Source organism: Terrisporobacter hibernicus, from assembly GCF_020809405.1.
Taxonomy (GTDB): Bacteria; Bacillota; Clostridia; order Peptostreptococcales; family Peptostreptococcaceae; genus Terrisporobacter; species Terrisporobacter petrolearius.
Genome location: NZ_CP081135.1, coordinates 731,546 through 747,656 on the forward strand (window position 1 = coordinate 731,546; position 16,111 = coordinate 747,656).

The window sequence follows — 16,111 nt, forward strand, 5'->3', positions numbered from 1 at the left end:
CCTTTTGTATTAGTATATCCTATCTATGTATCATAGCATTAACATCTAGTATAAGGCTAATAGAGCCATCTTCTAAAATAGAACATCCTGCCAAATAAGATTGTACTCCTGTAAATTGAGTTAGTATTGTAGGTATTGGTTTGATTACCACTTGTTGCTGCCCTAAAATACTGTCTACAATTAAGCATATATTACCCATCTCTGATTCTACTAAAATCATAATTCCATCTTCTTTTTTTATATCACTTAACCCTAAAATTTTTGATAATCTACAAATTTTATAACAATTTCCCCTTATGATACTATGTTCTTCTCCATTTGGATTTTCAACAATATCATAAGCACCATACCTAAATACTTCTTTTATGTTAAGTGAAGGAATAATATATGTTTCATCATCATTTTTAATTTTCATACCATCTACTATGGCTAATGTCAGCGGAATACGTATTGTAAATGTAGTTCCTTTTCCATACTCACTATCTATACTAATAGAACCTCTTAATTTACGAATATTGGTATAGACAACATCCATACCTACACCCCTACCTGAATACTCAGTTACAGCTTCTTTTGTAGAAAATCCTGGTGCTAATATGAAATTGTATGCTTCTTTATCACTAATTTCATTAATACTCTTGCTAGTTACTCCTTTTTCTATTGCTTTATTAACAATTGTTTCTTTATTTAAGCCTCTTCCATCATCTTTTATTATTATTAGAATATCTCCACCAGTATTTTTTGCTTCTAATGTTACAGTTGCTTTTTCTGGTTTTATTGTGTTTTTTCTTTCCTCTGGAGTTTCAATTCCGTGATCCATACTATTTCTTACCATATGCATTAAAGGATCTGATATATTTTCTAATATATTTTTGTCTACTTCTGTTTGTTCTCCTAGTAATACCAAATCAACCTTTTTACCAGTTTTTTTACTCATATCTCTTACAACTCTTTGCATTTTAGTAAAAGTTGATGATATAGGTACCATACGAATAGACATTACAACATCTTGTAATTCATTAGTTAACTGATGTAGTCTTCTTGCCTGTTTTTCAAAATTGTCTGGATCAAAATTTTCTAATTGAGATTGTTTTTCAACCATAGATTCAGTTGTTACTATTTCTCCTACTAAATTCATAAGACTATCTATCTTGTCTATATTAACTGTTAAATAGCTATTTTTATTTTCTTTTTTTGTATGACTTGCTTTATCTTTTTTATTATCTTCAACTTCTTTATGATTATCTTTATTACTCTTTAAATCTTCATTAATTTTATTTATTTCAGTACTTGTTTCTACAATTTCTACTTCTTTTTCTTTCGTATCAGTAGCAATTTCTACTTCTTCATCATGCTTTAAATCAACTTCTTTAATTTCTTCTACTTTATTTGCAGATTTAGAAATTTCAGTAATTTGTAAAGTCTTTAAAAACATTGTTTCTTGAAGACATTTTTCTAAGGCAGATTTATCATTTTCAGTTTTTACATACATAGTAAATCCATCTTTAATTATTTCTTCATCACAATCTCCCATTAAATCTGCAGGTATAGTCTCATTTATAGTACATAAATCTTCTATTGATGTTGTTACACCCAGTGCCCTTATGCCTTCCATTCCACATCCATTTTCAAATAACACTTTTATACAATATTTTTTTTCACTGCCTATTAGTTCACTTTCATCATTATCTTCTTTAGTTTGATGATTTATATCTTCTTCAACTAAATTAAAGTCCATATCTAATGCACTTTCATCACTGTCTTTTTCATTATCTTTCAATAAGTTTAAAACTTTATCGTGTAGCTCATCTATACTTGATTCTGGAAGCAACCCTTGCTGAATATTAGAAATTTCTTCTTTAAGAAAATCAATAATTAGTAATACAACATCTATTATTTGTTCCCATTTTTCAGCAGAAACCTCAAGACCTTTACGTATTTCATCAAATACATCTTCTATACAATGTGTTAGAGTTGTTAAACTATCATATCCCATCATGGCAGAAGAACCTTTTATCGTATGCATAGCCCTAAAAATTTCTTCAATTTCTTCCTTTGCCAATCCTCCAGTATCTGAATGATCTACAAGTAAAATTTCTTCTAATTGCTCTAATAGCTGCATGTTTTCTTGCACATAAAATTCATTCATAGAATCTATTCCACTCATATCTGTCTCCTTTTATAATAAAAATTTAATAGGTTTAATTTTTTCATTGTTATTTAATACAACTATTAAATCAAATTAAATATAATCTTTTTCCATAATTCATTTATATACTATACGGATAAACAATTTTATTCTTTAGTTTTATAAATAAATTACTTTATCAGTATTTAAATCAATTTTAGTTTTCAATTTTATATATTAATATCTAAAATATTTTTAGAAATTTAGTGAGTTGTTATTGATATTTAAATTATCTTCGAAATTTATAGTATCATTAAAATTAGAATCTTCTTTTAAATTAAATCTATCAATAAGTGATTTTAATAATTGAGCTTGTCCACTTAATTCTTCACTTGCAGCTGCACTTTCCTCACTTGTTGCTGAGTTTGTTTGAACTACTTGTGAAATTTGTTCTACTCCTAAAGTTACTTGAGTAATTGCATTTGATTCTTCATCTGATCCTTTTGCAATATCATCTATTAAAACAATAACTTGATAAATTTTATCTATTATTCTTTGTAGTGACTCTGCTGTATTATCAACTATTAAACTTCCATTATCCACTGCCTTTATAGAATTTTCTATTAATGTTGCTGTATTTTTTGCTGCTTCTGCTGATTTTGCTGCCAGATTTCTAACCTCATCTGCTACTACTGCAAATCCTTTACCAGCTTCACCTGCTCTTGCTGCTTCAACAGCTGCATTTAATGCTAATATATTTGTTTGGAATGCTATGTCATCTATAGTTTTAATTATTCTTCCTATTTCATTAGATGTGAAGGATATCTTTTCCATAGCATTTACCATTTCCTTCATTTTACCATTTCCTTCTTCCACTTCTTGTCCTGCGCTTATTGATAGCTCGTTAGCATCCCCTGCATTTTTTGCTGTATTTTTAATTTTATTAGATATTTCAACTATTGTAGCTGATAATTCTTCTATGGCACCAGCTTGCTCTGTTGTCCCTTGTGATAACATTTGTGCTCCACTTGCCACTTGTTCTGATGCTGTTTCAACTTCTTGTGATGCTGCAAATATTTGTGACATTGTATCACTTAGCTCATTTGTAATTTTCTTTAAAGAATTTTCAATATGGCTAAATATACCTATATATTTCACCTTAGGTTCTATATTAAAGTTACCTGTTGAAACTTCATTTAATATGTCAACAGCATCTTCAACAACTACATTTATTTCCTTACTCATCTTACGCATACTTTCAGATAAGACACCCAATTCATCTTGTGATTCATAAGTTATATCTATATTAAAATCACCTTCAGCCATTTTATTTGCAGCTATTTCTATTTCTTCTATTGGTTCTTTAATTTTCTTTGTAATTTTTATACACACTACTATACCAATTCCAATTGCTATTAACAAAAGTACCAGTGCTATTATTGCTGCTTTTTTCACACTACTTGACACCATGCCATCGTATTCTTTAGCAGCATTTTCAGCTTCATCATACACTTCTTCGGAAGTTTGAGTGCAACTATTAAATAACGCTGTATATTCACTAAGATCTATATCTGATAATGATCCACTAAAATTTTCTTTTTTTGTTTCTTTATATATTTCTTCATATTCTTCTTTAACTAAGCTTATTTCTTTTTCCAGCTTTTTCACATCTTCTTTTATAACATTATTTGTTGTAGGTGTATTATTAATTATTCCTATTCGTTCACTTATGCTTTCAAAATCTTTTAAAATTATTTTTCTTGGCTCTTCTTGTTCTTTAAGTGCAAACCCCCTATTAATTTGTCTTGATATTGATAATAAATCTCTACGTATTCCCATAGATTGATTTGTAAGTTGATATGGTCCTGTATAAATACTATGCGACATTTCTCCAGCTTTCTTCAAATTGTTCAGTGCATAAACACATGCTAGGGTCGACATTATAAGTACAATAGCAAATGCCATTCCCAATCTTTTTCCAATTTTCATATCTTTAAAATCAAATTCTTTTAAACTAAATTGTTTCATAATTTATTCCTCCATAACTTTCCCCTCTACAATTTTAAACCTTTTATAATATACGGAAAAATCATAATTTACTTTATTAAAATAATAAACAACTATATATAAAAATTTTATTGTTGATTGTTAAATCAAAACAAAAAGCTGGTTTCTTCATTGATTAAGAAACCAGCTTTTTTATTATAAATAAATGTATTTAAGATTCTAATTAGTTATAATATTTAAATATTAAAATCTAAAACTGTATCATCACTTTTGTTTTTTAAATTAAAATCATCTATTAAAGATTTTAGTATTTGAGCTTGTCCACTTAGTTCTTCACTTGCAGCCGCACTTTCCTCACTTGTTGCTGAGTTTGTTTGAACTACTGCTGAAATTTGTTCTAATCCTAGAGTAACTTGATTAATGGCATCTGATTCTTCTTCAGATCCTTTTGCTATTCTATCAAGTAAAGATACTACTTTATTAGTTTTATCCAGTATTCTTTGTAAAGATTGAGATGTATTATCAACTATACTAGTACCATTTTCAACTGCATTTATAGAATTTTCTATTAATGTTGAAGTATTTTTAGCTGCTTCTGCTGATTTTTCCGCTAAATTTCTAACTTCATCTGCCACTACTGCAAATCCCTTACCAGCTTCTCCTGCCCTAGCTGCTTCTACCGCTGCATTTAATGCCAATATATTAGTTTGGAAAGCTATATCATCAATTGTTTTTATTATTCTTCCTATTTCATTTGATGTAGATGATATTTCATCCATGGCAACGATCATATTCTTCATCTTTTCATTACCATCTTTTACTTCTCTACCTGCATCTGTATACAATACATTTGCTTCTTGTGCATTTTTAGCTGTTTCTTTTACCTGATTTGATATCTCAGCTATAGTTGCAGATAGCTCTTCTATTGATCCTGCCTGCTCTGTAGTACCTTGTGATAACATTTGTGCTCCACTTGCAACTTGATCTGATGCTGATTGAACTTGGTCTGATGCCACATTTATTTGTGACATTGTATCACTTAATTCATTAGTAATGTGCTCTAAAGATTTTTCAATACTATTAAATACTCCAATATATTCTACTTTAGGCTCAACATCAAAATTACCTGATGCAATTTCTTGTAGTACATTAACCACATCACCAATCATAGCTTTTATTGTGTTACTCATTGATATCATACTATTAGATAAACTTCCTAGTTCATCTTCTGATTCATAGTCTATCTCAATATCAAAATCACCTAGTGACATTTTATTTGCTGCAATTTCTAATTCTTCAATAGGTTGTCTTATTTTTCTTGTAATATATATACCTATTACTATAGCGCCTATAATAGTGCATGTAGACATTACTACACATATTGCCCAAACTTTTCTTACCTTTTTAGTAACATTTTCTTTGAATAAAATTCCTTTTTCTATTTCATTATCGTAAAGAGTTCCTGCATTTTCTGCAACATCCATATAAGCTAAAAAATAATCGCTTTTTTCATCAACAATTAATTTATTTATTGTTTTTGTATTCCCATTATTTATAACGCCCTTTATTTTTTCATATTCTTGTTTAAAATTCCCAACTGAAGTTTCTAATTTTTTAGCTAAATCAATATCTGCTTCAGGATTATTTTTTATTTTCTCTATTCTTTCATATAAATCATTAAAATATTCATTAATAGGTGCTTCAAAATTTGAAATATCTTTTTGAACCAATGCATAAGCTATATTTTGATCAACAGAAGTAATCCCCCTTCTAATTGCCATAGCTTCATTTGTTAATTGATATGGTCCTTCAAATAAATCAACTGTATGCCCCCCTACTACTCTTAAATTCCTCAAGGATAATGTGCCTATAATTGCGAAAGCTATTAATAACATTCCAAAACCCAAAACCATTTTTTTCCCAATTTTTAAGTTTGTAAATCTTCTATTCATTTTTTTCTCCCCTATATTTTTTGTCAAAATTTATTTACCTTATTATTTCATTTTATTAATTCTACGGATACTTTTTCATTTATTTAACACCAATTTTCAATAAAAATATTTTTTTACTAAAAAAAGTGCATAAGTTAAATTTTATTTTCCTTATACACTTTATTATTTAAGTAGTTTTTATAGTTTCCTCTTTACTAAATTTTTCTTTATACGAAAGCATAAACTTTTCCATACATTTTTTAACTTCAATCTCGCTTGGCAATATAATACTTTTTCTTTCATCTAATATAAATCGTGTTTCATTTTTAACTAATGCATTACATGATACTTTTTTATTTACGCTACCTTTCATTTCTGACAGTAGTTTTGAAATTTCTCCTTTAGTTATATTATGTAAAATAACTTTGCATTCTTTTTCCGTTAATATATTATCATATGTTATTCTTTCCAGCTCTTCATTAAACATTTCCATTATTGTTTGGCCCTTATTTTTAACATATTGCTCAGTTATATATTTACTTATCTTTAAATAAAATACTACTAATATACTCATTGCAAAAGATATTATAAAAATAGGTAAAAATAAATATAGATTATCCTTAAAAGTGCCACCATTAGTTATTATCTGTATTATTATAATTGCTAATGTTAATCCTCCAATTAATGAGGCTGTTTTTATATTTTTCATTAGTTTTTTCTTTGTTTTTAGATCATCATCTTCACCAATATCATCATCTATCATAACATCTAATGGTTTATATAAATCTAAATTATTTACTTTTTTTAAGTAGTTAATTTTGTCACAAAATCTGCTACATTCATCCTCGCCTATTATATCAGTTAATTCTAACTCCTTTATAAAATCTTCACCATACACTGTAACGGCTCTTATTATTGATTTTTTTAATGCACTTTCTTTGCTGTCTCCATTCCATATTGCTAATGCGTACTCTATACTTCCAGATATTCCTAGAATATGTTCACACTCTATACTTTCATCTATCGCAAATATCTCTATTCCCTTAATTCTTCCTTCATATGATATATCTTTTGCTTGATTATATGTTATAGTACCCCTCTTTAAAACTTTACTTGGATCTATATCCGGATCTACAGTCAAACCCTCTTTAATTCTTTCCAAGAAATCACTTATAGCTTCTTCATATTTGTCACAAGGTATTTCTATTTTTATAGGCGATCCATCTTTATTAACATATCTAAGTTCTCCATAATTTAAACAAGCATCTACACATCGTTCACCTGTACTATTATATTTACTCTTTAACATTTTCGCCATAAATTTTCCATCCTTTGCTATGTAGATATTATTCTAAAGTTTTAACAAGCTCTTCTTCTCCTAGAATACTTGTTATTCTTATCCCAAAATTTTGATCTACGATCACAGCCTCTCCATAACCAATTTTTCTTCCATTTACAAATATTTCAAGTTCCTGATTTTCTAGCGTGTCTAACTCTATTAAAGATCCTTTTGTAAGTTCAAAAACATCCTTTAATGTCATCTTAGTTCTTCCTAATACTGTACTTATCTCTAATTCTATATCTAAAACTCTATCAAAATTTTCTGCCATACTTTATTCCTCCTTACCAATGCTATCAACAATTACCACACCTCTTTTATTTTCTATTAAGCCTGGTTTACATTTAAAAGATTTTGATCCTGCAATATAAAGTTCTATTTCTTCCTCTATTTTGGAATCTAACTTTATTACATCTCCAACGTTTAAGTCTAATAATTCCTGAACTTTAATCTCAGCTTTACCTAATAGGGCTACAATATCTGTACTAGCCGCGTAAACATTATTATATATTGCATTTGTAAATTCAAAGTCATAATCAATATTTTTACTTTTAAAAAGTTTTTTTGTTTCTAATTGTGGTAATATTGGTTCCATACAGCTATACGGCTTACAAAATCTCATTTTTCCTACTTCTTTATCATCATGCATCATTTTCATGTGAGCAATTAAAACTGACTCACTTACTGGATATTTTTTACTAGAGCCAAGGTTTAAGTGAACCTCTAAGACTTCTCTGTATTCACACCCTTCAACTACATGAAGTTTTGTCAAAAAATTTTCACTCGCATGATGAATTAACTGTTTATCAATTTCTGTAAGTTCTCTTGTATAATCGTCAAATTTACCATCTCCACCTAACATACAATCTATAAAGGTAAGAGCTATACCTTTATCTATTTGATATATAAGACCACTTACTAAAGGCTGAATTGCATGTTCTACTATAACAGAATCAGAAGTTACCATGTTTGTAAATTCTTCATAGTTTGTTTGTTCTATCTTTTCTACTTTACAAACTATATCTTTTTGTTTTAATTCATAATTCATAAATATATTAATATTTTTACAAAATTCCTCTGCGATAACAGATACGAATCTCATATTGTCGGAAGAATATCTTTGAGGTTTTTTAAAATCATATTTTTTTATATCCTGTACCATAGTATTTTCCTTTTACCTTTCTTATCTTGACTGAAGATTATTAATCATACTCCACATCTCATCTACAGCCTGTATACCCTTACTATTAAATTGAAATGCTCTTTGTACCGTAATTAAGTCAGTCATTTCACTTGATAAATTCACATTAGACATTTCAACATGTCCCTGTCTAATATCTGCTTCATTATATGCATACATATCTGCTCCCTCTTTTAAAGCAAATAAACTATCACCGACTGAAATCAAATCATTTGTACCTTCTGTAACATATAAATTAATTCTTCCCACCATTTTGTCGTCTAGGTATATTTGTCCTTCTTTATTTATATTTAATTTTCCATCTGATAAGTCAACATTTCCTCTGTTGTATCCATTAGTGTATGTAATATCTACTCTATTGCCATTTGCATCAACTAAGGTTCCATTTGCATCTAAACTAAAATCTCCATTTCTTGTAAGGCAATGAGTCCCATCAGGTCGAATAAGGCAAAAATAACCTTCTCCATCTATGGCTAAATTAGTATCTATACCAGTATTTTTCAAAGGTCCTTGAACCATATTCCTAGTTGCTTGTGCTATTTTTGTCCCTGTACCTGTCAAACTACCATTTGAACTATGAGGATTATAATTACTCTCTAAAGATTTGGTATATAAGTCTAAAAATCCTACATCTAATTTTTTATAACCTGTTGTTTGAGAGTTTACTATATTATTAGATGCAATATTTATTTTTTCTTGATTTGCAATCATACCAGATGTGCTAGCACGTAATATATTGTACATATTCTTTCCCCCATATCTTATACTCTTCCTATTTCATTAGCTATTTTATATAGTATAGAATCCATTGCTTGCACAACTTTTTGGTTAGCTTCAAATTCTTTTACAGTTTCCATAAGTAAAGCTGCTGAATTTATAGAATCTACATTTGAACTTTCTAAGTAACCTTGCTTTACATTAAAATTTGTGGCATTGTTTGGATTTGTACCTGTATAAACTCCATTCCCAGTATTTTCTAAGTTATCGTAGTTTTGAAAATCAACTACTCTAAATCTATATCTTTCTTGACCATTAATATTAATTGCATTATCTGAAGTAACAGACATAGTGTTATTACCTACATTAATACGTTCTGTTGCTCCAGTTGTATTATTAACCCCTAAAACATAATGACCTGAGCTTGTTATTAAATATCCTTGTGCATCAACGCTAAAATCACCATTTCTTGTATAATACCTATTATTTTGATTATCCATAACTTCAAAAAATCCATTACCCTCTATTGCAAAATCCATATTATTTTCCGTTGAAACATTAGTTCCTTGGCTGTAGTTAGTAAATGTATCATCAATCCTTACACCAAAACTCATATTTCCTAATATCTGCTTATTTGCTTTTCCATTTTTGTAATTATCATTATTTGATAGCATAACTTCATCAAAGCTCTTACCAAGCAAAGTTTCTTGTTTATATCCTGTAGTATTTATATTAGCTAAATTATTAGTAATAATACCTTGCCTAGATTGAAGTGTTAACATTGATGATACTGATGTATATAATCCTCTTAACATATTTTCCCCTTCTTAATCTATATATTTTATTCTTTTCATCTCTGCTCTTAAATTTGAAATTGCCCTTGTATTTAGCTGTGATACCCTCGATTCTGATACTCCTAAAACTAGTCCTATTTCTTTTAATGTCATCTCTTCATAATAATAAAGGGATAATACTAATTTATCCTTTTCTTTTAAATTATCTATTGCCTTTGCCATTACTTCTTGAAGCTCTTGCTTTTCAATAATAGCACTAGGTGATTGTTCTTCTTTTTCTTTTATTGTATCTATAAGTTTAACTTCACTTTCATCTTCGTATATTACTCCGTCCAAAGATACATTACTTCTTTTCATCATCTTCAATTTTATGTCATTTGCTTCTTTTATAGATATATTCATATATTTTGATATTTCTTCCAAACTAGGTTGCCTATAGTAGGTATTTTGTAAATCCTCAACACATTTATTATATTCTTTTATTTTACTTGTGTAAGTTCTAGAAATAGGGGAATGCCTTCTTATTTCATCAATTATATATGATGATATTCTAATAGATGCAAATGTTGAAAATTTTACACCTCTATTTTTATCGAACTTTGTACTTGCATCAATTAACCCCATTACTCCATAACTTACTAAATCTTCATATTCCATTCCAATTCTATTTGTGTAGTATTTTGATGCTATGTGCCTCACAAGAGACATATTATTTACAATAAGTTCTTCTTGTTCATGTGTGTTCACTATATATTCCCCCCTTAACTATATACAAACTACTCCTTGAGATTTTATCTGTATATCACTTGGTACTTCATTAAGTGATAAAATTACTACGTTTGGAAATACCATTTCTATTAACTTTCTAAATGGTGCCCTTATTTTTGGAGATACCAATAATATAGGTCTATTATTGAAACTTATATCTTCAGTTATATTTTGTATATTTTTAAATATATAATTTGTAGTATCTGGATCAATTGCTGGATAAGTTCCATTTACAGATCTTTGTAGATTATTGCTAATCATATTTTCTAATTCTAAAGATAGTGTTGCAACAGTCATAGAATTGTTTTCATCCACTAAGTCTGAACATATACTTCTACTCATTGCCATTCTTACATATTCTGTTAAAAGTTCTATATCACGAGTATTTCTTGCATGATCTGCTAGTGTTTCTAAGATCGTAACCCTATCCTTAATGGCTACTTTCTCTCTAAGTAAGTTTTGGAATACTTTTTGTACTTCACCTAAAGTCAATAAATCTGGTATTAACTCATCTACAACTGCGCTATATCTCTCTTTAGTCACATCTATTATTTCTTTAACTTCTTGTCTTCCAACCAACTCATGAGATTTACTTTTTATTATTTCAAGTAAGTGAGTAACTAATATAGTCGTTGGGTCAACAATAGTGAATCCACACAGTTCTGCTTCTTCTGCCTTTTCTTTTTTTATCCACAGTGCATCAATTCCAAATGTTGGTTCCTTTGTTTGTATTCCATCAATATCCATAGCAAGTCCCATAGGATTCATACAAAGTAACATATTAGGCATTAAGTCGTATACTGCAACAACGTTTCCTTTAATCTTTATGCTATATTGATTTGGATTAAGTTGTAAATTATCTCTTATTCTAATTGGCTGAACTATTATTCCCATATCTATAGCACATTGCTTTCTTACTGATATAATTCTTTGAAGTAAGTCCCCTCCACTAGATTCATCAACCAGTGGTATTAAACCATATCCAATCTCTACCTCAATTGGCTCAACATTTATATAACTAGATACATCCTCAGCATTTTCTATACTAGGTGGTGCATCATTTTTTTCTAATACTTCATTTTCTAACACCCTTTGATTTTCTTTTTCCTCTTTATTTAATAAAAATGCAATTAATATTGCTCCTAATCCTAGAGCAAAAAATGATAGTTTAGGAAGTCCTGGAATAAATCCCATTACGATTAATACTGCCCCTGTCATGGCTATAGCTTTTGGAATAGACATTAACTGTTTTCCAAATAAATTACCAAAGTTTTCATCGCTATCAGCTCTCGTAACTAACATACCTGCTGAAACAGATATCAATAATGCTGGTATTTGACTCACAAGTCCATCACCTATTGTAAGTCTTATATATGTTTGGACCGCATCTGAAAAACTCATATCTAGCATCATAACTCCAATTACCATACCTGCTAGTACATTTATTAAAGTTATAATTATTCCTGCTATTGCATCACCTTTTACGAATTTTGAAGCACCATCCATAGCCCCATAAAACCCTGCTTCTTGTTGTAGTTTTCTTCTTCTTTCTCTTGCTGTCTTCTCATCTATCATTCCAGCATTTAAGTCTGCATCTATACTCATCTGTTTACCTGGCATTGCATCCAATGTAAATCTTGCAGAAACTTCTGATACTCTACTTGATCCACTAGTTATAACTACCATTTGGATAATTACTATAATCAAGAATATAATTACCCCTACTACATAATTTCCCCCAACAACGAAACTACCAAAGGCCTCTATTACATTTCCTGCATAACCTTGCCCTAATATTAATCTTGTTGACGATATATTTAGGGCTATTCTAAATAATGTGGTAACAAGCAATATTGTTGGAAATATTGATAATTGTAATATATCAGTTGATAAAAGAGTTAATAGTAATATTAATACTGCAAATGATATATTTATTGCTAGCATTATATCTAGTAAAAATGTCGGTAAAGGTATTATTATCATTAAAACAATACCAATTATTCCAAATCCAACTATTACGTCAAATCGTTTATTATAATTTAATTTTTCCATCTATTTTTAACCTCTTTAATAACTATTTATATTTGTTTTTGATTTTATAAACTGCAACCAATACTTCTGCCACTGCTTGATACATTTCTTCTGGTATTTCCTTATCTATATCAACCTCTTTATATATAAGTCTTGCAAGTGGTTTATTTTCAATAATTGGTATATCATGTTCTTTAGCAACTTCTCTTATCTTAAATGCTACAACATCTGCCCCCTTTGCAACTACTCTTGGAGTAGAATCTATCCCTTTTTCATACTTAATTGCTATAGATATGTGTGTAGGATTTGTTACAATAACTGTTGCACTAGGCACTGCTTGTATCATTCTACGATTAGATATTTCTCTTTGTTTTTGTTTTATTTTTCCTTTTACTTGAGGATCTCCCTCCATCTGTTTATATTCTTCTTTTACTTCTTGCTTAGTCATTTTTAACTCTTTATTATGAGTAAATCGTTGATATCCATAATCTACTACGGCTATTAAAACAACAGCTAAACATATTCTTCCAAGTAATGATTTTATAAGTTCAATTATTGTATTTAAAAGATATGGAAGATAAATATCTGCACTTTTCATAATTCCTTCAAAGTTTTTATTCATAAAAGAATAACCGATATATAATAATACACCTATAATAGCTACACTTTTAACTAAAGTCCCTAAAGCTTTAAGGGAAAACATATTTTTAAATCCATTTATTGGATTTAACTTTGAAAATTGTGGTTTAAGTCCTTCTCCTGTAAATAACATACCTGATTGAATAAGATTTCCGATTACGCCAAATATCATTATGATAAATCCTATTGGTAAAAATATTTTCATAAATGAAAGTAAAATCTTACTTCCAAGTGAATTTAACATTACCCCACTATCAAAGTTTAAGCTAAAATTACTACTAAGTAAGTTAATCATAGAATTTTTAATCTCTAATATTATATAATCAGACATAGTAAAAATTATTATTAGCATAGCCACTAGAGTTATAGCGGTTGTTACTTCTTTACTTTTTGCAATATTACCTTTTTTTCTAGCATCTCTTTTTTTCTTTGCTGTAGGTTCTTCTGTTTTGTCACCACCCATTGATAGTACTATACCTACTGGCCCAAGTGATGTCATCATATCACCATTAACCATACTTAGGGTTCCATCTAATATATCTGGTATTTTATTTAATAAGTTATGTATTTCTGTTATTACAAACGGAAGTGCTATCATAAAGAAAACCACCCCAACTAGCATCTTCAAAGGCATTCCTATTATCATTACATTTAATTGGGGTACACTTCTAGATATAAGCCCCATTATTAAATCTGTAAATATAAGTGATAATATGACCGGAACTGCAATTTTAAATCCTATAGTAAAACACTGTACAAATACATGTATAATGTAGTAAAAATTATTTTGTATTAAATTTTCACCTATTTTTATTAAGTGAAAACTTTGCTGTATGCCTATTATTAATTTGTGGTGACCGTTCATACTAAAGAATATAATTATACCCATCCAGTACATAAGATTTTCTATCAAAGTTGCTTGTTCTTTGCTATTTGGGTCGTAAATACTACTCATTGACAAGCCTATTTGCTGGTCAATTAAACTACCTGCTATTTTCAAGCTATTAAAACATAAGTTTGTTATATAACCTAAAAGTAATCCATTTACAGTTTCCATTGCTACTAATCTAATTAAGTCAAATGTATTAAGTACATTGACATCAATATTAACGCCAGAGGATATTATAATAGACATTAATATTGAAAAGCATACTTTAAAAGTGTTTGGGGTTCCTGATGGAAATAAAATATTAAGAGAAGAGAAAAATGTTATTACTCTAATAAATATGAATAACATTTTTTATCCCTTTATAACAGCTATCATATTCATAATCTTAGTTGTAAATTTAATAATCTCATTTAACATCCAATTTCCACCTAGTGCCAATGTTAATGCTATTACTATTACTTTTGGAACAAATGTTAGTGTTTGTTCCTGAATTTGTGTCGTTGCTTGAAATATACTTACAAGCAAACCAACTAACAACGATAAAATTAAAATAGGTCCCCCAACTAACATGCTTGTATATAATGCTTCTTTTACTATACTCATTACCATATTTTCTGACATACTACTTTCCTCCTAACTATTTGAAACTTAATAACAAAGATTTAATCAATAAATTCCAACCATCTACCATAATAAATAACAATAATTTAAATGGCAAAGATATCATAGCTGGCGGAAGCATGAACATCCCCATAGACATTAGGGTACTTGAAACTACCAAGTCTATTAGTAAAAATGGTAAATAAACTAAAAACCCGATCTGAAAAGCAGTTTTTAATTCACTTATTGCAAATGCTGGTACTAATACACTAAGCGGTACATTCTCTCTATTTAAATTAGTTTTATCTATATCAGCACTTTCTATAAATAGCTTTAAATCATCTTCTCTTGTTTGATTTAGCAAGAATTTTTTAATAGGAACTTGCGCCTTTTCTACTGCCTCATCAAATTTTATTTCTTCATTCATATAGGGCTTAATAGCTTCATTATTTATTGAGTTTATTGTAGGAGCCATGATAAAAATTGTTAATGACAATGCTATTCCTATTAATATTTGATTTGGAATAGATTGTGTAGCACCTAAAGCCGACTTAATAAATGAAAATGTAATGATGATTCTTATAAAGCTCGTCATCATAAAAACCATTGTTGGCAAAAACATCATAAGGGTCATAACAATAAATAGTTCTATTAAAGGAGTGAGTTCTTGTTGATTATTTGAAATCATTTGTATTATTTCGTTCATTTTTTATCTCCTTTAATCTAAATTTTTTTATGTCTTTTAATTTTAAATTTATATTATTTCTATTATTAATTTTAACCTCTTCTTGTTTTCTTTCTATTTCTTCTATTTGATGACTTGTAAGCTCTTTTATTGTGTCTGTTTTGGTAGATGATGAGACTATAACGCAGCCTTCATCACCTACTTTTAAAACATATAGTTCTGTATCTTTATTCAAATTTGTTCTTTCTAAAACTTTTATGTATTTGTTTTTTGCTATTCCATTAATGCTTGATTTACTAAGTCTTATAGTTATTATTATTAAAGCAATGGTAAAAGGTACAAATACTATTAAATTTATAATATATTTTAGTATATTGTCCAT

The 16,111-nt window shown here is 28.7% G+C and carries 14 protein-coding genes; all 14 read right to left on the bottom strand.

Annotation, left to right across the window (positions count from 1 at the left end):
* Positions 1 to 19: 19 nt before the first annotated feature.
* On the bottom strand, positions 20 to 2,167 hold the full coding sequence (locus JW646_RS03550) for a chemotaxis protein CheA (protein WP_074918541.1): 2,148 nt from the start codon (positions 2,165 to 2,167) through the stop codon (positions 20 to 22).
* A gap of 216 nt (positions 2,168 to 2,383) precedes the next feature.
* Positions 2,384 to 4,156: a methyl-accepting chemotaxis protein gene (locus JW646_RS03555; protein WP_228416634.1), complete on the bottom strand. Its 1,773-nt coding sequence runs from the start codon at positions 4,154 to 4,156 to the stop codon at positions 2,384 to 2,386.
* A 215-nt stretch (positions 4,157 to 4,371) separates the two neighbouring features.
* Positions 4,372 to 6,087, bottom strand: coding sequence for a methyl-accepting chemotaxis protein (locus JW646_RS03560; protein WP_074918544.1), 1,716 nt, complete (start codon positions 6,085 to 6,087; stop codon positions 4,372 to 4,374).
* Positions 6,088 to 6,253: 166 nt separating this feature from the next.
* Positions 6,254 to 7,384: a hypothetical protein gene (locus tag JW646_RS03565; protein ID WP_074918546.1), complete on the bottom strand. Its 1,131-nt coding sequence runs from the start codon at positions 7,382 to 7,384 to the stop codon at positions 6,254 to 6,256.
* Between the two features lie 28 nt (positions 7,385 to 7,412).
* Positions 7,413 to 7,676: a flagellar motor switch protein FliN gene (fliN, locus tag JW646_RS03570; RefSeq protein WP_018589238.1), complete on the bottom strand. Its 264-nt coding sequence runs from the start codon at positions 7,674 to 7,676 to the stop codon at positions 7,413 to 7,415.
* 3 nt (positions 7,677 to 7,679) lie between these two features.
* A complete protein-coding gene (locus JW646_RS03575) occupies positions 7,680 to 8,567 on the bottom strand; it encodes a flagellar motor switch protein FliM (protein WP_074918548.1) in 888 nt (295 codons plus the stop codon).
* Positions 8,568 to 8,588: 21 nt separating this feature from the next.
* Positions 8,589 to 9,350 carry a flagellar hook-basal body complex protein gene (locus JW646_RS03580; RefSeq protein ID WP_074918550.1) on the bottom strand — a complete coding sequence of 254 codons (762 nt, stop codon included), beginning with the start codon at positions 9,348 to 9,350 and terminating at the stop codon, positions 8,589 to 8,591.
* Positions 9,351 to 9,367: 17 nt separating this feature from the next.
* Positions 9,368 to 10,138 carry a flagellar hook-basal body complex protein gene (locus JW646_RS03585; RefSeq protein WP_074918552.1) on the bottom strand — a complete coding sequence of 257 codons (771 nt, stop codon included), beginning with the start codon at positions 10,136 to 10,138 and terminating at the stop codon, positions 9,368 to 9,370.
* 12 nt (positions 10,139 to 10,150) lie between these two features.
* A complete protein-coding gene (locus tag JW646_RS03590; RefSeq protein ID WP_083399351.1) occupies positions 10,151 to 10,864 on the bottom strand; it encodes a sigma-70 family RNA polymerase sigma factor in 714 nt (237 codons plus the stop codon).
* Between the two features lie 18 nt (positions 10,865 to 10,882).
* Positions 10,883 to 12,937 (bottom strand): flagellar biosynthesis protein FlhA, encoded by a 2,055-nt coding sequence (gene flhA, locus JW646_RS03595; protein WP_074918556.1) that lies wholly within the window; start codon positions 12,935 to 12,937, stop codon positions 10,883 to 10,885.
* A gap of 22 nt (positions 12,938 to 12,959) precedes the next feature.
* On the bottom strand, positions 12,960 to 14,792 hold the full coding sequence (locus tag JW646_RS03600) for a fused FliR family export protein/FlhB family type III secretion system protein (RefSeq protein ID WP_074918558.1): 1,833 nt from the start codon (positions 14,790 to 14,792) through the stop codon (positions 12,960 to 12,962).
* A gap of 3 nt (positions 14,793 to 14,795) precedes the next feature.
* Positions 14,796 to 15,065: a flagellar biosynthesis protein FliQ gene (gene fliQ / locus JW646_RS03605; RefSeq protein WP_018589231.1), complete on the bottom strand. Its 270-nt coding sequence runs from the start codon at positions 15,063 to 15,065 to the stop codon at positions 14,796 to 14,798.
* Between the two features lie 16 nt (positions 15,066 to 15,081).
* Positions 15,082 to 15,750 (bottom strand): flagellar type III secretion system pore protein FliP, encoded by a 669-nt coding sequence (fliP, locus tag JW646_RS03610; protein ID WP_074918560.1) that lies wholly within the window; start codon positions 15,748 to 15,750, stop codon positions 15,082 to 15,084.
* Positions 15,719 to 16,111 carry a flagellar biosynthetic protein FliO gene (locus JW646_RS03615; RefSeq protein ID WP_074918562.1) on the bottom strand — a complete coding sequence of 131 codons (393 nt, stop codon included), beginning with the start codon at positions 16,109 to 16,111 and terminating at the stop codon, positions 15,719 to 15,721. Before JW646_RS03615 ends, fliP begins: the two co-directional genes overlap by 32 nt.